The 24237-nt window shown below is 45.2% G+C and carries 27 protein-coding genes and 1 pseudogene; 24 read left to right on the top strand and 4 right to left on the bottom strand.

Annotation, left to right across the window (positions count from 1 at the left end; genetic code table 11):
• Window positions 1-18: 18 nt before the first annotated feature.
• Window positions 19-786: a proteasome assembly chaperone family protein gene (locus H5T41_04865; protein MBC7108102.1), complete on the bottom strand. Its 768-nt coding sequence runs from the start codon at window positions 784-786 to the stop codon at window positions 19-21.
• Window positions 787-1148: 362 nt separating this feature from the next.
• On the opposite strand from H5T41_04865, the gene H5T41_04870 reads away from it, so the two are divergent.
• Window positions 1149-2426, top strand: coding sequence for an insulinase family protein (locus H5T41_04870; protein ID MBC7108103.1), 1278 nt, complete (start codon window positions 1149-1151; stop codon window positions 2424-2426).
• An 18-nt stretch (window positions 2427-2444) separates the two neighbouring features.
• On the opposite strand, the gene H5T41_04875 is transcribed toward H5T41_04870, so the two are convergent.
• Window positions 2445-2927 carry a hydrogenase maturation protease gene (locus H5T41_04875; GenBank protein ID MBC7108104.1) on the bottom strand — a complete coding sequence of 161 codons (483 nt, stop codon included), beginning with the start codon at window positions 2925-2927 and terminating at the stop codon, window positions 2445-2447.
• A 269-nt stretch (window positions 2928-3196) separates the two neighbouring features.
• On the opposite strand from H5T41_04875, the gene H5T41_04880 reads away from it, so the two are divergent.
• The 7 genes from H5T41_04880 (at window position 3197) to H5T41_04910 (ending at window position 8659) form a co-directional block, all read left to right on the top strand.
• Window positions 3197-4033, top strand: a complete 837-nt coding sequence (locus tag H5T41_04880; GenBank protein ID MBC7108105.1) for a LysR family transcriptional regulator — start codon at window positions 3197-3199, stop codon at window positions 4031-4033.
• A 57-nt stretch (window positions 4034-4090) separates the two neighbouring features.
• Window positions 4091-4600, top strand: a complete 510-nt coding sequence (gene hdrC, locus H5T41_04885; GenBank protein MBC7108106.1) for a CoB--CoM heterodisulfide reductase subunit C — start codon at window positions 4091-4093, stop codon at window positions 4598-4600.
• Entirely contained in the window at window positions 4601-5455 is an 855-nt protein-coding gene (gene hdrB / locus H5T41_04890; GenBank protein MBC7108107.1) for a CoB--CoM heterodisulfide reductase subunit B, read from the top strand.
• A 9-nt stretch (window positions 5456-5464) separates the two neighbouring features.
• The gene (locus H5T41_04895; protein ID MBC7108108.1) at window positions 5465-5752 is read left to right on the top strand and encodes a DUF749 family protein; all 288 of its coding nucleotides are present in this window, start codon (window positions 5465-5467) and stop codon (window positions 5750-5752) included.
• Window positions 5753-5951: 199 nt separating this feature from the next.
• Window positions 5952-6911, top strand: coding sequence for a thiamine-phosphate kinase (gene thiL, locus H5T41_04900; GenBank protein MBC7108109.1), 960 nt, complete (start codon window positions 5952-5954; stop codon window positions 6909-6911).
• Window positions 6912-6917: 6 nt separating this feature from the next.
• Window positions 6918-7919: an AmmeMemoRadiSam system radical SAM enzyme gene (gene amrS, locus H5T41_04905; protein MBC7108110.1), complete on the top strand. Its 1002-nt coding sequence runs from the start codon at window positions 6918-6920 to the stop codon at window positions 7917-7919.
• Window positions 7920-8002: 83 nt separating this feature from the next.
• Window positions 8003-8659 carry a hypothetical protein gene (locus H5T41_04910; GenBank protein MBC7108111.1) on the top strand — a complete coding sequence of 219 codons (657 nt, stop codon included), beginning with the start codon at window positions 8003-8005 and terminating at the stop codon, window positions 8657-8659.
• Here the strand turns inward: H5T41_04910 and H5T41_04915 are convergent.
• On the bottom strand, window positions 8637-9521 hold the full coding sequence (locus H5T41_04915) for a hypothetical protein (protein MBC7108112.1): 885 nt from the start codon (window positions 9519-9521) through the stop codon (window positions 8637-8639). The genes H5T41_04910 and H5T41_04915 overlap by 23 nt on opposite strands.
• Window positions 9522-9651: 130 nt before the next feature.
• Between H5T41_04915 and H5T41_04920 the strand changes: the two genes are divergently transcribed.
• Window positions 9652-11238, top strand: a complete 1587-nt coding sequence (locus tag H5T41_04920; GenBank protein ID MBC7108113.1) for a mechanosensitive ion channel — start codon at window positions 9652-9654, stop codon at window positions 11236-11238.
• On the opposite strand, the gene H5T41_04925 is transcribed toward H5T41_04920, so the two are convergent.
• Complete coding sequence (locus tag H5T41_04925; GenBank protein MBC7108114.1) at window positions 11226-12302, bottom strand: radical SAM protein; 1077 nt, start codon at window positions 12300-12302, stop codon at window positions 11226-11228. The two genes, H5T41_04920 and H5T41_04925, sit on opposite strands and share 13 nt — an antisense overlap.
• A 292-nt stretch (window positions 12303-12594) precedes the next feature.
• On the opposite strand from H5T41_04925, the gene H5T41_04930 reads away from it, so the two are divergent.
• The 15 genes and pseudogenes from H5T41_04930 to H5T41_05000 all read left to right on the top strand — a co-directional run bounded on the left by H5T41_04930 (window position 12595) and on the right by H5T41_05000 (window position 24211).
• Window positions 12595-13095 carry a nitroreductase family protein gene (locus H5T41_04930; GenBank protein MBC7108115.1) on the top strand — a complete coding sequence of 167 codons (501 nt, stop codon included), beginning with the start codon at window positions 12595-12597 and terminating at the stop codon, window positions 13093-13095.
• Window positions 13092-13415, top strand: a complete 324-nt coding sequence (locus H5T41_04935; GenBank protein MBC7108116.1) for a cupin domain-containing protein — start codon at window positions 13092-13094, stop codon at window positions 13413-13415. Before H5T41_04930 ends, H5T41_04935 begins: the two co-directional genes overlap by 4 nt.
• A 288-nt stretch (window positions 13416-13703) precedes the next feature.
• Window positions 13704-14210, top strand: a complete 507-nt coding sequence (locus tag H5T41_04940) for a DoxX family membrane protein (GenBank protein ID MBC7108117.1) — start codon at window positions 13704-13706, stop codon at window positions 14208-14210.
• A gap of 125 nt (window positions 14211-14335) precedes the next feature.
• A complete protein-coding gene (locus H5T41_04945; GenBank protein ID MBC7108118.1) occupies window positions 14336-14677 on the top strand; it encodes a hypothetical protein in 342 nt (113 codons plus the stop codon).
• A 770-nt stretch (window positions 14678-15447) separates the two neighbouring features.
• A pseudogene (locus tag H5T41_04950) lies at window positions 15448-15877 on the top strand (MFS transporter).
• Window positions 15878-16371: 494 nt separating this feature from the next.
• Window positions 16372-16956 (top strand): MFS transporter, encoded by a 585-nt coding sequence (locus tag H5T41_04955; GenBank protein ID MBC7108119.1) that lies wholly within the window; start codon window positions 16372-16374, stop codon window positions 16954-16956.
• Entirely contained in the window at window positions 16838-17569 is a 732-nt protein-coding gene (locus H5T41_04960) for a metallophosphoesterase (protein ID MBC7108120.1), read from the top strand. Before H5T41_04955 ends, H5T41_04960 begins: the two co-directional genes overlap by 119 nt.
• Window positions 17556-18554 carry an endonuclease V gene (locus H5T41_04965; protein MBC7108121.1) on the top strand — a complete coding sequence of 333 codons (999 nt, stop codon included), beginning with the start codon at window positions 17556-17558 and terminating at the stop codon, window positions 18552-18554. Before H5T41_04960 ends, H5T41_04965 begins: the two co-directional genes overlap by 14 nt.
• Entirely contained in the window at window positions 18551-19447 is an 897-nt protein-coding gene (locus H5T41_04970) for a 2-dehydropantoate 2-reductase (protein MBC7108122.1), read from the top strand. Before H5T41_04965 ends, H5T41_04970 begins: the two co-directional genes overlap by 4 nt.
• Window positions 19448-19535: 88 nt before the next feature.
• Window positions 19536-20177 carry an orotate phosphoribosyltransferase-like protein gene (locus H5T41_04975; GenBank protein MBC7108123.1) on the top strand — a complete coding sequence of 214 codons (642 nt, stop codon included), beginning with the start codon at window positions 19536-19538 and terminating at the stop codon, window positions 20175-20177.
• Between the two features lie 17 nt (window positions 20178-20194).
• On the top strand, window positions 20195-20635 hold the full coding sequence (locus H5T41_04980) for a hypothetical protein (protein ID MBC7108124.1): 441 nt from the start codon (window positions 20195-20197) through the stop codon (window positions 20633-20635).
• Window positions 20636-20746: 111 nt separating this feature from the next.
• Window positions 20747-21169, top strand: a complete 423-nt coding sequence (locus tag H5T41_04985; GenBank protein ID MBC7108125.1) for an Lrp/AsnC family transcriptional regulator — start codon at window positions 20747-20749, stop codon at window positions 21167-21169.
• Window positions 21170-22048, top strand: a complete 879-nt coding sequence (locus H5T41_04990; GenBank protein ID MBC7108126.1) for a 4-hydroxy-tetrahydrodipicolinate synthase — start codon at window positions 21170-21172, stop codon at window positions 22046-22048.
• Window positions 22049-22079: 31 nt separating this feature from the next.
• Window positions 22080-22859 (top strand): 4-hydroxy-tetrahydrodipicolinate reductase, encoded by a 780-nt coding sequence (locus H5T41_04995; protein MBC7108127.1) that lies wholly within the window; start codon window positions 22080-22082, stop codon window positions 22857-22859.
• On the top strand, window positions 22805-24211 hold the full coding sequence (locus H5T41_05000; GenBank protein MBC7108128.1) for an aspartate kinase: 1407 nt from the start codon (window positions 22805-22807) through the stop codon (window positions 24209-24211). The genes H5T41_04995 and H5T41_05000 overlap by 55 nt, the downstream gene beginning before the upstream one ends.
• Window positions 24212-24237: the final 26 nt, after the last annotated feature.

Here is a 24237-nt window from a genome sequence, read left to right on the forward strand (position 1 = left end):
ATGCTCAAGATTCGATTCTCAACCGTAAATAAGGGATTCGTCTCCGATCTTTCTTGGTTGCCTCATGCTCTCGAGCGCGGCTTTCATTTGCTGCTCGATCTGCTCTGCCTCTTTATATAAAGGTTCGGGATCGAGCTTCAGTTCTGGAAGCATTTTCGCAACAATCTCGAGAAGTCGCGCAGCTCCCCTCGCGTCAGGGTAATCGAGCCGCGCCGGACCGAGCAGGCAGATCACATCGATGCCGAGGCGTTCTCCTTCATACAGCAAGACGCCTGAAATCCCGGAAACCATTCCCTCTTTCATCTCCTTGACGCCATATTTTTCCAGCATTTCGCGCGTTCGTGGCGTACTCGCAACGCCATAGATTGGGACCTCCCCTGCTACCTCCCCAACATTGATGCCCTCGAGCGTGAGAATTGTACCAATTTCCTTTTCTTTACACCATTGGAGTATCAGATCTGCAACAGGTTTGATGAGATCAGGTCGCGGAATAAACTCAGACATAATCACAACGAGCTGGTCGCATCGAACACCATCGTCGCACGCCCTTTCCCCCGCGTAAATGCGGACCGGAGAGGAGGGGATACCGTCATGGACGATCGTATATGGGGGGAAATCCTTGGAGATCATTGTGGCGATCCTCTCGAGCTTCATCGTCCTTGAGACAAAATTCGCAGCGATTGAACCAACAAGCCCGACACTCGGAAACCCGACAACGGCCATCGCCTTTGGATACTTGCCGTATTTGTATTCATTGATGAAAGGATCTGGCTCCATGATTGTCATTCCCTTCTTTCAATAAAGAATGCGTTCCTACTTAATTCTTGCCGTTACCGAGGAGAGAGATCGACCCTGATCATTTTTTGAAAAGTTGCTTGACGTAGGGACATCTCCGAAAATGATCTCTCGTCCTATTCATTTCAGATGTTTCATCGGTCGACTATTCTGTAATATATATCTCATGAACGAAAGGTCCAACATCGGATTTCTGAGAAGGATTATACAGCTTGGATTTGCGCATGCAGAAATCATGTGGAGAAAGACATTTCAATCTTTCCCAGAATTGCTGTTCGGAGATAGATCACCTTCATTTCGAATCATTATGCTTTTCGAAAAGTCTAAACAGTAGCTGATGCTCTTCCGCTCTTGTGTATGGAAAAAAAGTATCACTTCATTACACACCCGCAAGGATTCCCGTCGTCATCGAAGAGAGACCATACGCAAGAACCGTGGCACTCTCGATCTACATCACAGTAGGATCCAGAGATGAGCCGAGAGGTCGGGAAGGCATTGCCCATCTGCTCGAACATGTGATGTTCAAGGGAACCAAAAACATGACCTCAAAAGAAACTTCCGAGCTCATTGAGGCGGCTGGAGGTGAACTTAACGGGTATACAGGTAAGGAGATGACATGTTATTATGCCGTAACCCTATCCGAAACTGTCGAAACAGCACAGAAAATCCTCGCAGACACCGTTCTCAATCCGTTGTTGGAAAAGGATGCGATTGAAATCGAGAAAAATGTGGTCGCTGATGAAATCAGAATGCTTCAAGATGAGCCAGATAATTATATTCATTACCTTCTGGCACGTGCGATCTGGGACGGGCATCCAATGGCGTTTTCTGAGGCGGGTGAGATCGATGGCGTTAATCCCATTTCAGAAGAGGAACTGAGGGAATTTTACGAGAGATTCTATCGACCTTCTAATTTTGTCATCACTGCATGTGGAAACGTAAAAGACCAAAAGATCTTGGAGTGGGTTGCGGAAAGTTTTGATGAGGAAGCGATGAGAACTTCAACAAAGAATCGGTCGCCACCTACTCCGAGATCGTGCGTCGAATTATTCCCTCGAAAAGGCGAACAAACATACGTTGGAATCGGATTTCCAGGATACTTTGCTGGGCATCCAAACAGATTTGCTCAAACCCTTCTCAGCGCTATTCTCGGCGGCGGTACAAGCTCAAGGCTCTATCAGAACGTCAGGGAAAAAAGAGGCCTCGTATACTCAATTTACACAACTTCGCAGCCCTATAGCGATTGCGGACTCTTCGGAATTTTTTTCTCAGCGAAATCATCGAAAACCGAGATTGTCTGCAGAGCTGTCGCGGAGGAATTAAGCAAGATCAAAAAGGAAGGTCTAGAAAACGATGAATTAATGAGGGCAAAGCGCTTCATCAAGGGGATGCTAGTGAGGAAACTCGAATCAACGGAATCGAGAATGTTTCATCTAGGAGAATTCTTTGTACTGACAGGAAAAATTCCGACTGAAGCTGAGATCCTTTCAAATCTTGAGAGGATTACAGAAGAAGACGTCGCACGAACAGCAGAAAAACTGCTCGATCGAAGCAAGACCTGCATTGCAATTTACGGATCTGTGGATGGTGATAAGAAAACCCAAGAGGAAATCGATTGTCTTGATTTTTAGATTCTAATCTTTTCGCAACTATTTTCGCTTGCCAACTAGCCGCAGAACAACCTCGACTGCCTTAGGTATTGCCTTTTCTACCTCTGGCGACATCTTTTCACTGATCGTTCTCGTATCGATAACCTCAATCGCCACAAACGAAATATGCTTCGGCATTCTAAGCGGCTCGAGCATTCTTCCCAGTTCAATCGCCGTCGCGATATTGACATCATGAGGATTCGTGCCGTGAACCGTCGACGCAAAATTTTCTTCTGAAAGAATGAAAATCGATCCTGGCGGTTTCATCTTCGTCACAATACCATCGACAATGATCACCATTTCATGATCTAACATCATCTCTATAAGGTCCAATCCGCTCGTGCTCGCTTCCTTCACTTCCAGGTCCTCGAATTGAAGAGAATCAATTTGTTCGACAACACGCAGGCCAACAGAATCATCAGAAACAATAGGACTTCCGATACCGAGAATGAGAATCGGTTTTTTTCTTTCGCTTGAAACCATTTCGTTCGGTCATGAATTCCGACCGTGCACTTTTAGCTTGCGGTTGTGAAATTGAGGATAATTGAAGATAAGATACCATGTGATGGATGCCCAAAAGGTTTGACCTAGTATCGAAGGAATCGACGACGTACGGACATCTGCTTTGAATTCCTGAGTTAGAGAGTCGCTGCCAGATTGATTGGAAAAAGTATTGGTATGCAAGAACACGGATTACCAAAGAGAATTTCTCAGAGTCATCTATATGCTCCTTCAGGTCAATGGGAACGCATATGAAAATCGAGCCTCGGGTATCGCTTATCGTTAATGGCACGCATGTCACACCAAGAACCCTTGAAGCTCTAGTGGCGATTTTGCAAGAGGGGAGTCAGAAAAGAGCGGCTGAGATGCTCGACATCTCGGTACCTGTCCTGCATCGCTACCTCAAGAAACTCGAGAAGGGCGTAGGCACTCCCATTATGAAGGCTACGCCTATTGGAACAGAGCTCACCGAGGAGGGAAAACAAATCGTGATGGAATACATGGCTCTGAAGTCAAAGCTCAAGCGTTCGAATCGTATTGTTGTCGGTGGGACAATTATCACTGAAGACTTGCTGCTTTGGGCACTGACAAATCTTGACAGAGGGGGTACCATTGACCTTATCATTTCCGATGATGAGCGAAACGTCCAGGACTTCAAAGCTGGATTAATGGATCTCGTCATCCTTGACGACCCACTTTACATCTACGATTTGGAAAACGTTAGATGGGATGAAATAGGCGAGGACAGATTGATCCATGTCGACCGTGGGAGGCATTACCTGAAATTCAAGTACGGCGCACAGCGGATCGGTTTTAAACATTTGGAAAGCAAAGGGATAACGTACGAAATTAAGGGAGTTACAAGGTATCTTCCAGCACTCATTCAATCGCCGTTTAGCTTTTTTGTTAATGAGAGCCTCCTCGCGAAAAAGGGTTTGAAGATCAAAAGCGCGACACCCCCGAATCTCCTCACGCATAAAATCATTGTGATCTACAGAGAGGATAGAGAGGAAATTCTGCGCCTCGTTAAGGAGCTGGCAAAACAAAAAATTAGGGAGACGAGGTTTACTAAAAAGGGTAAATGCTGAGCGGTTTTTCCATATTCATTATATAAGGGAAAGGACGTCAGTCCTGCAGGTGACGAAATGGCTACTGTCAAGGAGCCCAATCCGGCTTTTGCCGAAAGCATCATCAAAGCAGGTGGAAAAACGCTGAATCTCTGTTACCAATGTGGGACATGTACAGCTAGCTGCCCATCCGGAAGACAGACAGCATTCAGAACGAGAAAGTTGATCAGAAAGGCACAACTCGGACTTAAGGAAGACATACTTCCTTCCGATGACCTCTGGATGTGCACAACCTGCTATACATGCGTCGAACGGTGCCCTCGCCAAGTTGACATCACCGACATCATCATGATCTTAAGGAATTTTGCGGTTAAGGAAGGATACATGGCAGAGACGCACAAGAAAACGGCTTCATCGATGATGAACACCGGTCATACGATTCCGCTGACCGATGATTATAAAGAGATGAGGAAACGCCTTGGCCTATCAGAACAACCACCAACAGTACTTAGCAATCCCAAAGCACTGGAAGACTGGAAAAAGATCATGCAGATGACAGGTTTTGACAAGCTCATAGGAGGGAAGTAGATGACAGAAAAGTACGCGCTCTTTCTTGGCTGTATCGCCCCTTTGAGATATCCTGGCATCGAGAAAGCAACAAGAGAAGTCTTTAAAGCGCTCGATGTTGAACTTGTTGATCTTGAAGGCGCAGGTTGCTGCCCCGCACCGGGCGTCATAAGATCTTTTGACCAGACGACATGGCTTGTGCTCGCAGCCAGGAACCTTGCTCTTGCTGAAAAGAAAGGACTGGACATCATCACGATATGCAATGGCTGCTTCGGTTCACTTTTCGATGCGGCCCATTTGCTACACGAAGACAAGGAGAAGGTCAAAGAGGTCAACAAGATCCTGAAACAAGTTGGTCTCGAGTATGTCGGCGACAAGATCAAGGTCCGCCATTTTGCGGATGTACTCCATAAGGATATCGGGATCGAGAGAATCAAGTCGAAAGTTGTTAATCCGTTGAATTTCAAAGCTGCAGTACACTATGGCTGCCATTTTGCAAAGCCTAGCAAGATCAAGCAGCTCGATGACCCGGAGAGACCAAGCATCTTAGATGAATTAGTCGAAGCTGTTGGTCCTAAAAGCATCAACTACCGTGACAAAATGATGTGTTGTGGCGCTGGCGGTGGTCTGAGAACGAGGGCGAACGAGATCGCGATGAAGATGACAGAGGAGAAGCTAGCGAACGTCAAGAAGGCGGGCGGACAGTTTATCGTTGATGTGTGCCCATTCTGCCATCTGCAATACGACAGAACACAGAAAGATATACCCGGTTACAACATACCAGTTATCCATCTTTCACAGCTCTATGGACTGGCATTCGGACTTCCAAGGGAGAGCATGGGGTTCGAGTCGCACATCGTGCCGGTTAATCTCTGAGGTGCCGATTTGTACAAGGCACACCTCGTATCAATCACAACGGCAGGTAGCGTCCCAGAGAATTTGAGGGGATTCGTTAACTTTCAAGCAGCATACGAAGGTCATGATGTCGATGAGAGCGAGAAGGTTGCGCTGCTAGTCATCGAAGGGACTGCCTCATATGTCGTGATATTCCTTGAGCGAGAAAAGAGCGTTGAAGAAATTGAGAATCGACTTGCACTACAGAAAGCGGAGATGACCTCAGACACAAGAAATGCGATCTCAAGAAACATAGGCGCAAGGCCAGTGAGACAATAAATCCGTTATTTTTTTCCATACTTTTTTTTTACCACCTTTTGATTCCTCGCGGAAAATTTAAAATTATTTTCAAATAAGACACACTTGGAAAATGTCCCCAAAGAATCGATTATCAAGATCGAAAGGGATTCACAAAGGATTGACAAAAAGACGGGAAGGAGGAAAATTATTAACGGTGGCTTAGACTGATATCGCGCTAATGACTTCTCTTGCGCACCTTGGAGAAAAAGAGGTCGTTAAGCGCTTAATGAGTGAAATTAGTAGCACGGCTGCCATCGGTCCAGGCGATGACGCTGCAGCAATCGATATGGGCGATTACTACCTTGTCTTAAGTACTGATCTGGTCTCGGAAAAGACACATAAACCAAAGGAAATGACATATCGACAGCTCGGTTGGTCTGCAGCCGCCGTAAACTACAGCGATATTGCAGCGATGGGAGCTAAACCGATCGGCATCCTCCTTTCATTCGGATTGCCAAAGGAATTGGAATACGAAAACTTGAGCGAGATGATAAGGGGTGTTAGGGAATGCTGCGATACGGTGGGCGCAACAATTTTAGGTGGGGATACAAAGGAAACATCGGAGATAACACTGGTGGGTACTGCAATCGGGGTCGTCGGAAAGAATGAAATTCTATTAAGAAGAGGTGCCAAGCCAGGAGATCTCCTCGCCGTTACTGGTACACTGGGGCTTGCGGCAGCAGGATATTTCGCTTTGAAGAATGGCTTTAGGTGCGCCAAATGCATCAAAGCGCTGCTCGAGCCGATGCCGAGAGTTAAAGAAGGGTTGATACTTTCATCATCTGGATTCGTAACTTCTTGCATCGATATTTCGGACGGTCTGGCATTTTCATTGAGACATTTATCAGAGGCAAGTGGCGTTGCATTCGAGGTTGAATGGGGGGAAATTCCTGTTGATTCCTCCGTGTACAGGATTGCGAAAGCATCGAAAATCGATGAGGAGGAACTTGTACTTTATTTCGGCGGCGATTATCAACTCCTCTTCACAATTAATCCGGCTGGCTGGAATATATTGAAAAAGCGCCTCGGATCGAAAATATCAGTAATTGGAAAAGCCATTGATGGAAAAGAGAATATATTAATAAAAAACGATGCAAAAGTTAAACTCGAAGATCGCGGATATGAACATTTCAGGTGACCTTTATTGAAGGAAGCTCGGTTTTGGAAATCACTGAATGGTAAAACACAATGCTGCCTTTGCCCCCATTCGTGCGTTATCGCACCTGGAAAAAAGGGTATTTGTGGTGTAAGGCAGAACTATAATGGGAAACTTTTTTCCTTGATTTACGGAAAGGCATCATCGATTCATGTTGATCCGATCGAAAAGAAGCCCTTTTTCCATTTCAGGCCAGGTGACAGGGTCCTCTCACTTGGATCCGTTGGATGTACTTTCAGGTGTCAGCACTGCCAAAACTTCACCATTTCTCAGGCAAGTCCAGATGGTTTTCCACTCGAGCCAATTGAGCCTGAAGAAGTTGCGGTCATGTGCCGTAACACAGGAAGTCAAGGCATCTCCTGGACCTACAACGAGCCAATCATCTGGCATGAGTTTGCATACGATGCCTCCAGAATTGCAAAGCAACAAGGATTCTATACTCTCTATGTCACCAACGGATATATTCAGGAGGAGCCGCTCAGGGAGCTCTCTCAATGCATCGATGGGATGAATATCGATATCAAGGGATTTTCCGAGGAATTTTACAAGAAAATTTGCAAGGCATCACTTGAACCAGTTCTCAGAGCGACCAAATTAGCGGTCGATCTTGGCATTCACGTGGAACTTACGTATCTTATCATTCCAGGAAAGAACGACTCAGAAGTTGAAATCAGAGAATTTGCGAAATGGGTGAAGGATTCGCTCAAGCCAGAAATTCCCGTGCACTTCACCCGATTTCATCCTGATTATATGATGACTGACGTGCCCTCTACACCGATGAAAACGATGGAAATGGCCTTGAAGATCGGCAAAGAAGAAGGTTTAAAGTTTGTTTATCTCGGCAATGTGCCACGGCACAAGGGCGAAAACACATATTGCCCAAAGTGTGGGCAGCTTGCTATCGAACGGGAAGGCTTTCAAATCTTACGAGTCGACGTCGACGACGGACGATGCAGAAAATGCGGTGAACCGCTGAATATCTTCATGTGATAGTCGTTACTCCCTTCATTTTAATCCTCTTAATACCAATTTGATGACCATCAATTTCTTAAACTTCGTTGAATGATCAGCGAATGATGGATCTTCAGAAGATCTATGAGAAATTGCTATCAAAATTCGTTGTAGACAACTGGTGGCCAGCAGATTCGCAATTCGAAATCATGGTCGGGGCGATCCTCACACAGCAAACAACATGGGAAAAGGTTGAAGAAGTTATTAAAAAGATGAAGGCTCAAGACCTTCTGAACATAGAAACTCTTGCGAGTATCGATCAAGAAAAGTTAGAGAGAATCATCATGCCAGTGGGATTCTACCGGCAGAAAGCAGAACGAATTAAATGCCTGGCAGCGTATCTACAAAATCATTATAACTCAGACCCATCGTTGCTCTTAAGCAAACCTCTTGACGAGGCCAGAAACGAACTTTTAACAATTAAAGGGATCGGTAAAGAAACAGCAGATGCGATTCTTCTTTACGCTGGACATAAGGGAACATTCGTTGCCGCGAAATACTGCTGCAGAATTCTCATGAGAACCGGTTTAATCAGAACGGATAAATATGATGACGTGAAGAATTTCGTCGAGCAAAACATTCCTCCAGATCCAAAGATCTATGCAAGACTCTATGCCCTTCTCGTCCAACTTTCAAAGACTCATTGCCGAAACAAACCGCAATGCCAAGGTTGTCCCCTCGAAGACGGTTGCTCTTTCAATCAATCAAAAGGAAAATGAGATTCCCAACCACGACTGAGAAAAGCAATGAGATAGTGATAGGTATCAGAAATGGAATTTTTGGCGTGACCCATATCTTCTCGATACCCATCCGCTTAAGATCTTCCAGTTGAATTTCAACAGAGTCGACACTTCTCGGAAAAATTGTTAGTTTGATCTTATCACCATCGAAATATTCCAGCGGCCAGACGAATTTCGACTTGATATCAGCGATATTTACGCGATAACCAAAAAACATCACAGGAATTCTTCTATCTCCCCGAAAAAGATTGTAAAAGAAAAGGGCGATAGGCACGGCAACAGACAACAAAGCGGCATTGAAGAGGATCAGCAATGAAAAAGGAAATAAAAGTTCATTCATTGCGCTTGGAATATCGATAATTGGGAAATGGCCAATAACTGGATAATGAGGGAAGACGATGGAAAGTGCCAGAAGTGCTTTTGCATCAGCACCACCTTTAATAATATTAAAATTATAAAATAAAATAATAATCCCGAACATGATGACAATCGTCATCAATTTCCAGAAGAGAATCTGGTCCCAGAATTTAATAGCGAGGAAGATGAGAACAGTTAATCCACTCAAATACAGAAAAAGTGGTATGAGATTGATTCCATCTTTAAAGATTCCCTTTCGATCCCAGAAGATATCAAAAAAGATAATCGCGATCGGGATTATGAACAAGTAATAAAGAGCGGAAGCCCCCGAGAGATGGATATCAACAACAAGAACGATAAGACCAATGAATCCGAGTAATATCCAGTGCGCATCTGTCGCTGACCTGGTTTTCCAATCAGAGATTGATGCAGATAAAAGGATGAAAAAAGAGACAAACACTCGAAAGTATTCCATTTCCTCCATACATTGGAGCATCCATATGAACAAATAAAACTTTTGTCCACTCGGTGCGGGGAATCATTAGGAAAAAAGGGCCAAAATGTCCAAAGTCAGTGAGATAGAATTTTATATTGCGAAATAATGCAAGGTACTCGTGGAGACGAGAAAGCGGGAAAGGAGATCGAAACTGGTAAGGAATTTCAATAAGACCATACTGATGGCGATCTTTGGTATTGCGATTATTTCGCTCGTACCTTGCGCCTTTTCCCTTGCATCGGCATCTCAACCGATCAATATCTTTTCAATGGATTCACATGATCAACAGATCAATGCTGGTGAAATTGCAAGCTACAGATGGGTCTTATTCAATAACGCTTCTTCTGCGTATCTTATTCACGTTTCTGTCAATCCATTGTCGGATAAGGACTGGCATGCGACATTTAACAAGGATTTTATCACACTGAGTCCAGACCAAGACGAAACCATCATCCTGAATATTACGACATCTCGAACAATGGGGACCAAAGATCTCTCCTTCGTCGTTGTTTTCAATGTTACGGAAATGAGCGAACCAACAAACACTTATCAAATTACGCAGAACATTCATTTGAAAATTGTATCACTTTTTGGAACAAGAGCCGGAGAGAACAAATTGTTCGGAATATGGGATAACTTTCTTCCTTCACCTTTTGATACAAACTACGGAGCCTTCATCTTCACGCTCATTGGATGGATAGTAATTGCTTTGGTCATCGCTTTCATTATTGATCCAATCGTTCACAGATTTACAAGAAAAACGAAGACAGAACTCGATGATCGCCTTCTGAAGATTATTCACGGCCCGCTCTTTGCCATCATCGTCCTCTATGGAATCGTCAATTCGCTCGAGATCCTAAATATACCAATAGATATCATTGCAACAATTGAACTCATCTATAGCATTTCAATGGTTATCATCATCGTCTGGCTGGCATACAGAATATACGATAATATTCTCATCTATTACGCGAAATCCTTTGCCAAGAAAACGGAAATGGAGATCGACGATGTACTCGTCCCTCTTTTTGAAAAGATAGGGATGATTATCATACCTTTGCTAGGATTTACTGCCATTTTACACATTCTGGGCTTTGATGTGACGGTGATCATTGCTGGCGTTGGAGTACTCGGTCTCGTAATTGGTCTTGCAGCTCAATCCACTTTATCAAACCTCTTTGCCGGCTTGCAGCTACTGGTGGACAGACCATTCAAAGTTGGTGACCTGATCTTGATGGAGGACGGAGAAGTCTGTGAGGTTCGTAAGATTGGGTTGAGAAGCATCACGCTTTATGATATTTTCAAGCACTCAAATATTATAATACCAAATAACGAGATCGCCAATAAGAAGATCATCAACATTGTTCAGCCAGATAGAAAGTATAAGAGAAGCGTCACTGTTGGCGTTGCCTACGGCTCAGACGTCAAGAAGGTGGAATCGATCCTTTTACAAGCGGCGCTCGAACACCCGAACGTGTTGAAGGACGAGGAACATGCACCAGTTGTAAGATTTGAGGATTTCGGGGACTCCGCTCTCATTTTCACCATTTACTTCTGGGTCGACGATGTACGCAACCAGTGGAAGGCCACTTCCGATATCAGAAAGAAAATCGACGAGAAATTCCGCGAAGCGGGCATCGAGATCCCATTCCCGCAGAGAACGGTGTGGCTCAGGCAACTTGAGAAAGACACTCAAACCAAATGAAGATTCAGTTCGCGGGCGAAAGCATAGGCTTCCTCAAATTCCGACGGCTTCAGGAGTCGATTGATGTCGCGGTGCTCGAATGCCCTGTGCATTGGCCTGTATTGATCCATTACATTGACCAACGCCGATGGTATATTCTCGGCAATCCACTTCAATACAGGTTTCGTGCAGCACTCGATATGATTTGGAAGCACGAGGTGCCGCACGATGACTTCGGCCTGTTTTGCGGCGAGTAGGTGATTGCGGGAAACAATCTCGAAATAGTTTTGCACGCCTGATAGACGCCTAGCACACGAATTATTTCCATATTTGAAATCGGTCAGATAGACATCGATAATTCCGTCTAAAAGTTCCATCGATTTTTCTGTCAGAAACATATTCGAATTCCAAATCTGGGGAATGTTGACCACCGCATACTGGAGAACATCGAGAACATAATACAGATTTGGCGTCGGATCCCCTCCTACCCAATTGACATTAACGGCGGACATGGGACTCCAAACCTTCATCGCAGAAATTGCTTTGGAACGAGCTATCCCACCAAATCTTTCGGCGATCTTTGCGGCCAAACGCTGTGGCAGTAGATAGATGCCTTCATCTGGATGTGTACTGATGTCGTAATTCTGACAAAAGACACATTTGAAATTGCATCCGCTGAAGAAAATTGTATAAGAGGGAATCAGAGGAGGTTCCTCCCCGTAATGAAGAAATTCGCTTGCTATTCGCGGATCAAGAACACCGCACCGACCTTTAACGCCTTCATTTCTGTTGACATGACATCGCCATTCACAAATCTCGCACCGACTCAGCATCCTTTTTGCAAGTTCTAATTTTAGATCGAGCAACGACCTAGCTGGTGTATCCAAACCCTTCATGCGTTCTGATTTGAACTCTTCGTCGCCTATATGCAAATGAAAGTCCGCAATTTGATCCGCATGCAATTTCCAGAGTTCCTCATCCGTCTGCGAGGGAGAGAAATCCGCCTGCATTTTTTTCGCGAGAAGATAGTAGGCTTTGCTTTTACCATCCAGAATGGAGTAATATCTTGCCAACGGCTCTTTCATCTGATTATACTTACAACAATTCCGTTTAAGCCTTTTTCTTCGACCTTGCGATTATTGATTCTTTCTTTGATCGATGATCCGATCGTTATGGCAGATTCATCTCCACTCGAATATCTCCTCGAAGCGCTATTTCTCAAACATAAAGCCTTGTGGATCTGTGGACAAGAAGGACAATCGTTCGATTGAGGCAGATTTTTCATGTGACAGAAAGGTTCTCAAAAACCATTTAATAAGGCGAAGTCTCATTTTACCAAAAAGGGAGTTACAGCCCATTATCATTGGAGGTGTTAGTTTGGGAGTAATGGACGTAATTAGGGGTAGACGAAGTATTAGAAAGTATAAGAAAAAACCGATTCCAGAAGATCTTTTGACAGAGATCCTGGAAGCAGCTCGTCTCGCACCCTCTGGAGCTAATAGACAGTTCTGGAAATTGATTGTTGTTCGCGACGAAGAAAGGAAGAAGGGACTGGTCCCCCTGTGTCGGGATCAGAAATTCATCGAAGACTGCTCGGCGTTCATCGCTGCTGTCGACGATCCGAGCCAGAAGTGGTACAGAGTTGATGTCGCCATCGCCCTTGACCATTTATCCCTTGCGGCAGCTGAAAAGGGTCTGGGAACGTGCTGGATTGGTGCGTTTGACCCAGAGAAGGTTGCTGAGTATCTAGGTGTTCCGAAGGGGTTGGTTGTTACGGTCTGCATGACACTAGGGTATCCGGCGGAATCTCCGGAGCCGAGACCAAGAAAACCGCTGGAAGAATTGGTATTCTGGGAAAAATACGGGGAGAAAGTATGAAAATCATCAATATGAGAGATCTAAAAGAGGTCTCATCATCTGGCGAGCGTGGTCAAGTTATTATCATCGATTGCATCAACGAAAAGGACATCGTTCTTGGTGTGAGAGAGATTGGACCAAATTCGATGGCCCCAAAGCGTCCACATCATCACCCGCTACGCCAGGCGATGTTTGTGATTGAAGGGACAGGTTTTGTCACCAACGGCATTGAGAGATATCGATTTAAGCCTGGGGATTTCATCGTAATTGATACCAATGAGGAACATTATTTTGAGTCTGAGGGAGAGAGGGTGAAGATGATTGAAGTGCGTTTCCCGTGAGAAGTTTCACCTAAAAAAGTGTGACCATTTTCATCATTACGTCAATTGAGTACCGAAGCGAGTATCTTTGATACATGTGGAATCCAAAGTTGTCGGGCTCAATCATCTGGTAGTTGATAATCGCATAGGATATTGAGGCTCACAAAACTGTCAATGTTGGATGCAATCAAATGAGCGAAAGATTCTTTCTGCATCTGGTATCCATCTACGCATTGTCGTAAAATCACACTGCCAAATCGTTAGGGATAAGATTTATAATGGTTGTTAGTGTTTCACGATCGTGAAATCATGACGACCGGAATCGGACGATATCTCAAACAAGAATACATATGGGCGACTGCAAGGATTGCCCTTGGATGGATGTTGTTCTGGGCCTTTATAGATAAGGTGTTCGGACTCGGATTTAGCACAACACCACAGCAATCTTGGCTTTCTGGGGCGTCCCCAACAACAGGGTTTCTGAAATTTGGTGTTTCAGGCATTTTCGCAGATTTGTTCAAGGCAATGGCAGGCAACGTACTTGTCGATGTTCTGTTTATGGCAGGCCTGTTGCTGGTCGGGATCGCTCTTCTGCTCGGCATCGGAACGAAGATTGCTGGCTACGCTGGTGCACTCCTCATGTTCATTCTCTACCTTACAAACGTGCCTCCTCTGCACAATCCGTTGATCGACGAACATATCATCTATCTAATCGTGCTCATTGGCATTGCTAACGTCAAAGCTGGTCATACTTGGGGACTTGGAAAGTGGTGGTCAAATACTTCGATCGTCAAGAGGTTCCCGATCCTCGAGTGAATTCCATTGAAATAGCAATCTGGCCCGTGCTGTGAAAAAAAACAGGTTCACCAGGGCTAGCTTTTTTTTAAGTTTTTTTAATTAGTTTCAAATAGAATTCAGAAAAAGATTTTCAATAGTGGATAATGACTTATAATGAAATTTCCGAGAATTTGGACAAAATCAAAAGGTACAGCAGTTTTCACGTCGACTCACTCATTTCGATTGCTCGGAAGATAGTAGTCCCTGGAGCCCAAATTCTTGGCGATATCATTGGATCCGATGAGGGCAAGTCCGTTATCGCGAGGATCTTCTGCAATTTCGAGTCTAATCCGGTTTTTGAAGCGACGCCAAGTCTGAGAGGAGTAGTCCAGTGTCCCGTCCACTTCGTTGTGGACCCTGGGATTGAGTGGATTTTGAAGCTTGGTTCGAGAATTGAGCTTCTTTTTCGATTTCGAACTCCTTCGAATCTTGGAGAACACCAATGAAGCAAGTGAAGATCTCCTGGCTAGAGAGCCGATTAACTTCTCACTCCTTCTAAGGCCTTCTCCTAGAAGTCTCCTAGCCTCAAATGTCGCCTTTCGAAAAGTTTCATCGATTACCGTCAGGCAGAATTCAACTGCGCAGCCTCATTGAGAAGGATCCCCTAAGAAAAAGGAAAGGGAGATCATAGAAAAGCATTGACCTCTATGTTTCACTGATAAAAAAAGCGGCATTGATTCAAAATATCGAATGACCTTTCTATGTTCTAGCGTTTTTACTGACAGTCATCTCCTCTCGTGCCCTACCACATCTATTTTCTCTTTCTTAATCTCATTTCGAAAAAACAATTGTGAGGAAAAAACAGCAAACGAATCATTATCGCTTTAGCGTCCATCAACTTTTTCATAGTCTCAACCATCCTTCTCGAATTCCAAAAAAGCCTGGGTTCACCCAAAAAAATGTGCCAATTCCGTGAAAGATGAGGAGACGCAAATCCTAAGAATTGATATCCTATAATGAATTTCAATCCTCTTCAATCCTCTCGATAAATGGAAGTTTTGTGAGGGTTTTCCTGTTTCGGGCACTGTATCGCCATTTCCAGCCCGCCAATCCAAGAAATGGCAAGGTGATGAGGATGGAAGATGGCGGTGCTGGGAATGATAAGATAAACGTGAAGAATAATTCTTCAGATGAGAGATCATTCCCATCGGGAAAAGAGCCTTTTTCATTTCTAAAACCATACCACGTTGCATGGATCTGGCTCTTCTTTGCATGGATGTTCTGCTATATGGATCGAAGCATCACTGGGCCCGTCGTGACATGGATGATCAACAATAACGTATCCTTCATGGCAGATGCGCCGATACCTCATGCCCTCGGCGGGATCATCGGAGGAATGTTTTTCGCTGATTACGTGCTTACACAATTTCCAGCGGGATATCTTGGCGACAAATTCGGACGAAAAAATGATCGTCATCAGCACCGCATGGGCCGGAATTACGACATTCCTCAGCGGACTTGCAAAATCGGTCAATGCATTTGTCGCAGCGAGGGTTTTTACGGGTTTTGGTGAAGGTGCGTATTATTCAAACGATCGTGCCCTTATCAGTGCTGTTACCCCCAAAGAAAAGAAAGGATTCGGTATGGGATTTGTCTTCGTTGGCCTGGCTGCGGGTCTCACAATTGCGACGGTTGCAACACTGTAACATCCTTGACTTCTCGAGCGAATATCTCGGCAGCGAAGCAGCATGATCCGACCCCTTTTTCATCTTCTCCATTCCAACCCTATTTGTCGCGTATGATGTTTGGAAATTTGTCAAAAAGCCAGCAGAAGAGAAGGAAAAGTACATTCCAGCTGCCACAAGGCTGATTGCTAATTCACTCATCTTTCTTATCCTGATCAAGTTGACCTACCTGGCCGCGGCCAACATGGGTCTGAACACACTTTATAAATCGTTCGCGGTATTAGCAATAGCGTTTGTGCTAATAGCGATCATCCATCGATCGCTCGGAGTCGCGAGCGCGCCACTGTTGAAAAACCGTGATCTCGTGTTGATGTTATCTCGGCAATACCGATCTCTGTACACCGTGGTTTTTTGGCTTCTGGGCACTTCTTGTCGTTTCTGAGGCATCCAAGATTGGGATCTCCGGTGCAGCTGTCTATGCGAGCTTTTTTGGAATCGCGAACGGATTTGTCTATGTGCTCGAGGTAAACTTTGTGATTACGGCATGTCAAAGGGTATTGCCAGAAAAAAAACTCTATGTCCTTACATGCCTGATCGTCTCGATTCTTGTCTTTCTCCTCGCAGGATACGTCACCGCCAGGATGCAAGATGTCTCGCTCCTTTGCGCTATCATTTTCCGCATAGGATTACCTCTTGCTGCAATGCAGACGATTCACATGACCCCAATATCGGATCTCGCTCCACCGAAGTTGATGGCAGAGGCGTTCAGAATGTGGAACCTTGTGGCAGAGATCGGCGCTGTCATCTCACCAGTTATGTCTAGTATGATTAGGGATTTGACAGGCGATTGGACACTAGCCATTGTGCTCAACGGATTCATTCTCCTGATGAGTACAATTCTTGTTCTCTTCGTCAAAAAAATGAAAATTTTAAACAAGGAAGACTGCCCTATCGCTATCGAATCGGGGGTAACGCTGGAAGATGAAGATCGGAGCGGTTGGCGACCTGCATGGCAAAAAATATATCGAACTCCTGGGCAACAAACCAGAATATGCTGGATTAGATCTTTTGCTACTAGCCGGCGACATCACCGAAAATAACAACGTTGAGGAGTTTGATCTCGTTCTTGAAAAACTCAAAGGAATGACGCAGGCGAATCTGGTCGCTGTTTTCGGAAATGAAGAATACGAAGAGACGCACGCCGAATATAAAAAAAGAGAGGGAATTATTTTCTTGAACGATAACGCGACAACGCTCCAAATCAGGGAGGTGAAGATCAAAATTGTTGGCACAACAGGTTCTCTTGATAGACCAACATGGTGGCAGAGAACAAATTTGCCAGACATTTGGAAAAAATATCAGCAACGTATCGAAAAGGTTTCCCAGTTGCTGACACGCGACGATTCGGATTTCCTCATTTTATTGATGCACTATGCGCCGACGTATAAGACTCTCACAGGAGAGAAGCCAGAAAGATACCCAGAAATGGCCTCTGAAAAATACGAAGCAATCCTCATGGAAAAAAGACCTGACTTCGTTTTTCATGCCCACGCCCATAAGGGGACGAAACGTGTAATGTTGAGAAAAGAACAGAGAAGATTGGATGAGATTGAGAAGGAGCTCAAACCCGTTCCAATTTACAATGTTTCGTTACCCCTTAATAAATCCATCACAATAGTCGAGCTGCAGGAAGGAAAGCATGCTGAAGGATAACGAGGATAATTCATTTTTGCCGATCGGGTCGATCAACGATCTTGTCTACGAGATGTTACGCCAAATTCCAAAAGGAATGATCACCACTTATGGAAACATCGCAGAAGCACTTGGTGACATTCGCGCCTCAAGGGTTATCGGTATGATCGTTTCGGAAAACCCAATGCCTGTGGTTATCCCTTGTCACCGTGTGATTTATTCAACGGGAGAAGTCGGATGGTATGGAGGAAAGAATAAGGGAAATGAAGAAAAGAAGGAACTTTTGCGAAAGGAGGGCATAGAAATCATTGGAGACAGAGTTGTCAATTTCGAGCGGATTCGCTTTTCTGATTTCAAGGTAGTACCAATACTAAAGATTTTGAAAGAGAAGCAAGAGAAGATGAGATCTGGAGTCATCGATTGCGATGATTTCGGTACCGTGAGATTCGTTGCGGGAATCGATGTCTCATATCATAATGATCAGGCTTTTGCTGCCATCGCCATTTCCGATTTTGAAACGGGAAAAATCATTGAAGAGCGAGTGATTCAGAAATATGCAGAATTTCCTTACATCCCAACCTATCTGGCATTCAGAGAGATCCCAGTGATCGCTGATCTGATCGATAGAAAAGAGAATACAATTTACATGATTGATGGTCACGGCATCCTTCATCCACGTGGTTTCGGGATCGCATCGCACGTGGGCGTGCAGTTTGATATACCGACAATTGGTGTCGCCAAGAGATTGCTCATCGGCGAGGTGCAGAACGACGATGCCATGATATCCCCGATCACCCTCGATGGCGAAGTGAAAGGCTATTTAATAAAAAAGAGTGGAAAAAAGAGCCTTTTCGTTTCCGTTGGGCATAGAATTTCACTAAATACAGCTTGTCAGATCTGCAGAAGATTTGTTGATTACGGTATTCAGGATCCATTAAGTCGAGCACACGAACTCGCCAATCAACATAGAAAGAAAAACATAGGAAAAGGAAAGGGTCCCCTATGAAAATTACAGTTTACGGGGCTGGCGCAATCGGTAGTTTTTTCGGTGGATTACTGTCGGATAAAAATGAAGTTACACTCGTTGGACGAGCTCCACATGTTCACGCGATTAATCAATCTGGACTGAGAATCTCGGGAATGCTTGAAAAGGTCGTTCATCCTCGTGCTGTCACAGATTTATCCAATCTTGAAGAACAAGATATCGTGATCGTGACGGTTAAAGCGTACGATACAGAGAAAGCGACGGAGGCGATCTCAGCGATCGTCGGAAAAGAGACAACTATCGTATCAATCCAGAACGGCCTCAATAACATGTCAGCCCTCGATAAGAAATTTGGGGACCGTGTTATTGGCGGTGTCACATCAATCGGCGTAACACGTATTTCGCCAGGACACGTTCGCCTTGCTGGCAAGGGCGATACGATATTTGGTTCTTTGAGGAAGAATCATGAAAGAGTAAGAACAATCGTTGAGATCTTCAACCGTTCAGGAATTGAAAGTCGTCCCACCGAGAATATCATTGGCGAGATTTGGCTAAAAGCTATCGTGAATTCTTCGATAAATCCCATTACCGCAATCGTCAGGAGAAAAAATGAATGTATTATGACAGAGCCAGAATTGAGGGACCTGGCAAGGAAGATCTGCGAGGAAGCAACGACTGTTGCAAGAACTTCTGGGATCATGCTACCGCTTGCTGATCCGTTTCAGCGAGTTGTGGAGGTTGTCTCGGCCACTAAAGAGAATTTTTCAAGCATGCTACAGGACATCGAACGAGGAAAGAAAACGGAAATCGACGAAATCACGGGAGCGATTGTCACCCAAGCTAGGAAGCTTGGTATCGAAGTCCCGGTTAACGAAACAATTTGGAAGCTTGTGCGAGCATTGAGCATGAAGTGAAATTCTACTCAGACGTGTTACTGCATCCAGACAGACACCTTTAGAAAGATTAATATCATGGCAGCCTGATTTTCGTGCGTGATCTTCTATGGTAGATGTCAGGGAGCTAGCTGAGAAAGCGCTCGCCTATAAGGAAAAAGGCTTGAGTGAAAGGGAAATCGCTGATGAATTACATCTTTCGATCGACACCGTCAAGTATTTAATCGAGGAAGGTGGAGCCGGTGTTCTTCCGCCTTCGGACGTCAAAATCGGCTGGAGGAGTATCGGCGTTTATGGAAGCCGTATTAGCATGATGAGTGATATCCTCGCGGATATCATCATCGAAGAACTTGACAAAAGAAATCTTAGTGCCGATGTCGTACTTGGAATTGCGATCAATGGTGTCTCATTCGCGACTGTGATTTCAGACATACTTGGAATGGAACTCGCGGTATATAAGCCGCCAGCAGAAAGAGGAAAGAAGGGTGGAGCTTTCAGCTCCAATTATGCATCTGTGGAAAATAAGAATGTGATCATCGTAGATGACGTCATCTCGACAGGTGCAACTCTTCAGGAGGCGATCAAAGACATCAGGGAAAGTGGTGGAAAGCCCGTACTGGCAGTTGTCATCGTCAACAAAAGCAGCCTAAACGAGATTGATGGCGTCCCGCTGAGAGGCGTGATTAGAGCAAGGTCTATGGGCGGAACGATCCTTGGTGGCGGGCCATTGCACTCATTCCCATACGGATAAGCGGTTCAACTTTTGAAATGAATGAAATCAGAAAAAATGAAAAGCTCACGCCTGAAGAGCGCGCAAGGGTTCTATCGCGACTTCATAGCTTGCTCTATTGGGTTGGTGTGCTCATTCCAGAGGAAGAGCTGATCGATGATCAGAGAATTCCCCTTCGGGACGTCGTCTATGACTTTACCTCCAAAGAAGAGCCAACGGATGACGAAGTGAGGGGAGCTCTCGCGCTTGCCCATCTACTCGAGGAAAAAGCAAAGGTGCTCGAGGAGAAGCTACAAACTGAAGAACTGACAAGATTAAAAGCACGTAAGTTATATGAGGAGATCGCTGGTCTGCTAAGAGCGGTGGCTGACCTTCGGCATTCAAAAAGTCAAGATTTTGAAATCAAAGCCAAGGCACTGATGTCAAAGGTCGATGATGAAAGAAGATGGCTTGAGTTCATCGAGAAAATAAAGCGCTGATGTTTTCTGCTCTTTTCTTTATGGTTTCTCCAATTTTCGGAAGAATTAAATAATTTATTCCCGTTTATTGGTCACTGACTTACGAAAAACGGAAAACCGGAAGGGAGAAAGATGTTAGATCACTTGGATGAGAAAATCATCGAAATCCTGAAGAAGGATTCGAGAAGACCTTTTGTCGATATTGCGAACCAACTCAAAGTATCGGAAGGGACTGTGAGAAGCAGGGTCAGGCGACTCGTCGATGACGGAATAATCAAGAGCTTTACCATCAAAACGAGCAACAAGAATGTCAAAGCCATCATCGAGATCAAAATCAATGTCAATGTCAATACCTCGGTTGTAGCCAGCGAGATCTCAAAATTTGAAGGTGTTTCCGAAGTTTTCGAGGTAACTGGCGACGAGGATATTGTTGTTATCGTTGATGTCAATTCATCACCTCAGTTAAACGATATCATCGAAAGGATCAGACAATTCGAAAACGTCCAGTCAACGAGGACAAGACTCATCCTCAAGGATCATTTTGGAGGATCGTAGATGTTTTATGGTTGCGCAACGGCGATCATCACACCCTTCAAAGAGAATGGCGAAATTGATGAGGAAGGACTGCGAGAGCTCGTCGCATTTCAAGAAGAGCAGGGTATCGATGCCATCGTGCCATGCGGTACAACTGGTGAATCCGCGACGTTGACGCATGAAGAGCACGTGAAAGTCATCGAGATTGTCGTCGATCACGCGAGAAAAGCAAAGGTCATCGCTGGCGCTGGGAGTAACGCAACGCATGAAGCAATCTATCTGAGTCGGGCTGCCAAGGACCTGGGGGTCGATGGAATCCTTTCGATCTCGCCGTATTACAATAAACCAACACAGAAGGGCATTTTTGAACACTACGAGAGAATTGCCCAGGCTGTCGATTTGCCGATCATCATTTACAACGTGCCGAGTAGGACGGGCTCAAATATTGAAGTATCAACCGTCGTGAAACTTGCGGAAATTCCCAACATTGTCGGCATCAAAGAGGCGAGCGGTAACATCGTTCAGGTAATGAACATACTAGCTCAGGCCCCAAAGGGATTCGTTGTCCTGTCGGGAGATGATGTTCTTACGTATCCAATGATGACACTCGGTGCGAAGGGCGTTGTTTCAGTCGCTTCGAATGTTGTTCCGTCGATGGTTAAATCGATGGTTGATCACCTTCTTGCTGGGGATTGGGAAGAAGCGAGAAAGCTGCACTTCAAGCTTCTGCCCCTTTTTAAGAACCTCTTCATCGAAACGAACCCGATTCCTGTCAAGACCTCGCTTAGGCTCATGGGAAAACCAGCTGGTTCATTTCGACTGCCTCTGTGTGAAATGAACCAGTCCAATCTGGAGATCCTTAGGAGGACACTTCTTGATCTCGGAGTGATTTCAAAGTAATCGATGATCGCGGCACAAAGCTGGTGAGATCATGATCAGAGTCGTTGTTGGCGGTGCAACAGGGAGAATGGGAAGTGCAATTTGCAGGTTGCTGACAAAGCAGAAAGACATGGAACTCTACGGCGCGGTTGTGTCCTCAAGCGGAGGCAATGTGGGAAAAAGGATTGAAGGTGGCGTCGTCACGCTCGGCGATGATCAGCTTGATAAAGCTTTGGAAGGCGCCGATGTTTATGTTGATGTCACGACGCCTACAGCGGCAGAAAAAAATCTTATGAAAGTACCGCCACTGGGCGTTAACATCGTCGTTGGGACGACTGGTATCTCATCAGATACGATGGCGAAATTCGCTGCCTCGGTGAGACGACACGGTATTTCGGCTGTCGTCACTCCGAATTTTTCAATCGGCGTGAATGTATTCTGGAAATTGTGCGGAGACATGGCAGCGGTTCTCAAAGATTATGATGTCGAGATCATTGAGTTTCACCACAATCAGAAGAGAGACGCGCCTTCTGGAACCGCTGTGAAGGCAGCTGAAATCATCGGCAACCAGATGGGTATCAATAAATTCGTCAAAGGGAGGGATGGGATCACTGGCGTGAGAGACAAGGAAATCGGTATTCATTCATTGAGGGGAGGCGATGTGGTCGGCGAACATACCGTCGTATTCGCCGGCAACAAGGAAAGACTTGAATTAACCCATCGCGCCCATTCGAGGGACGCGTTCGCGGAAGGGGCACTTGCCGCCATCAGGTGGATATGGCAACGAAAGGATGGAAAGATACACACGATGAGCGAGGTGTTGGGGCTTTGATCAAAGTAATGAAGTTTGGCGGGACGAGTGTGGGCTCTGCACAGGCTCTCGATCGCGTGATCAATATCATATCCAATGAAAGCGCGAAAAAAGCTGTGGTCGTTTCTGCACAATCGGGTGTGACGAATTCGCTGATCGCGTGGATGAAAGATGACACCCAAGGAATCGATTCGATCATCTCGTTTCTCGAAACGAAATATTTCGAACCTGTAAAGAATAAGCTGGATGAAGCCGCAAGACAGTCTTATGAGAATCAGATCAGGGAATCGCTTCTTCAGCTAAGAAAACTCCTCGAACGATACAGAAACAATCTCGAAAACTCCCTGCAAGACGCGATCGCGAGTTGGGGAGAGCGTTTATCGGTGATCATGGTCTCATCCCTATTGAATGCACGTGGTGTTGATTCCGTTCCAATGAATGCTGAGGATGCCGGGATTGTTGCTTTAGGCGTTCACGGCAACGGATCAGCGGACCTCGATGCAACAACTAAGAACTTCAAGAAAACGATTCTACCCCTGATCGATAGCGGAAAGACGCCTGTTATAACCGGATATTACGGATGCGGCAAAGACGGAAAGCCGATCACCTTTGGACGTGGTGGCTCCGATTATTCTGCAGCGGTCGTTGCGTATGGAATAGCGGCTGATTGTCTTGAAATATGGACAGACGTTGATGGGTTCATGACCGCCGACCCGAGAATCGTGCCAAACGCGAGGACGATCAAAGAGATGGATTACGGCGAGGCTGGTGAACTCGCATATTTTGGCGCTAAAGTGTTGCATCCAAGAACGATCGAGCCTGTGAGAAGGAAGAAAATCAGATTGCTGGTAAAGAACACATTCAATCCTGATGGTAGCGGAACGCTCATCCACAGTCTTCGATCGCCTGGGAAAACATTACTGAGGAGTGTGGCTATTAAATCGGATCTTTCGATCGTGAAGATCTATTCATCAGAAATCGCCTATCAACCAGGATTTGTATCGGATCTCCTGAACGCGATCGGCGAGGATGGCGTAACAACCTATGCAATCTCAACATCACTTTCCACCCTTGCTGTCGTTATCCCAACTTCAGAAGTGCCACAGGCGCTTAAGAAAATCAATGAACTAAAAGAATCGCGTATGGAAAAACTGATGGTCAAGAACAACATGTCCTTGATCTGTGCAGTTGGTGATAACATGATCGATACGATGGGCGTCGCCGCACGAATATTCCAGGTTGTCGAAGAGGCGCAGGCGAACGTCGAATTGATCTCCGAAGGAGCATCAGACATCGCACTGAATTTCGTTGTCCCGAGCGATAGGGCTCCAGACGTTGTGAGAATGCTCCACGATCGGTACATAGGTGGTTGACTTGAGGCAATTTGAGTGCATCAATG

The organism is Methanomassiliicoccales archaeon, from assembly GCA_014361295.1.
GTDB lineage: Archaea > Thermoplasmatota > Thermoplasmata > Methanomassiliicoccales > JACIVX01 > JACIVX01.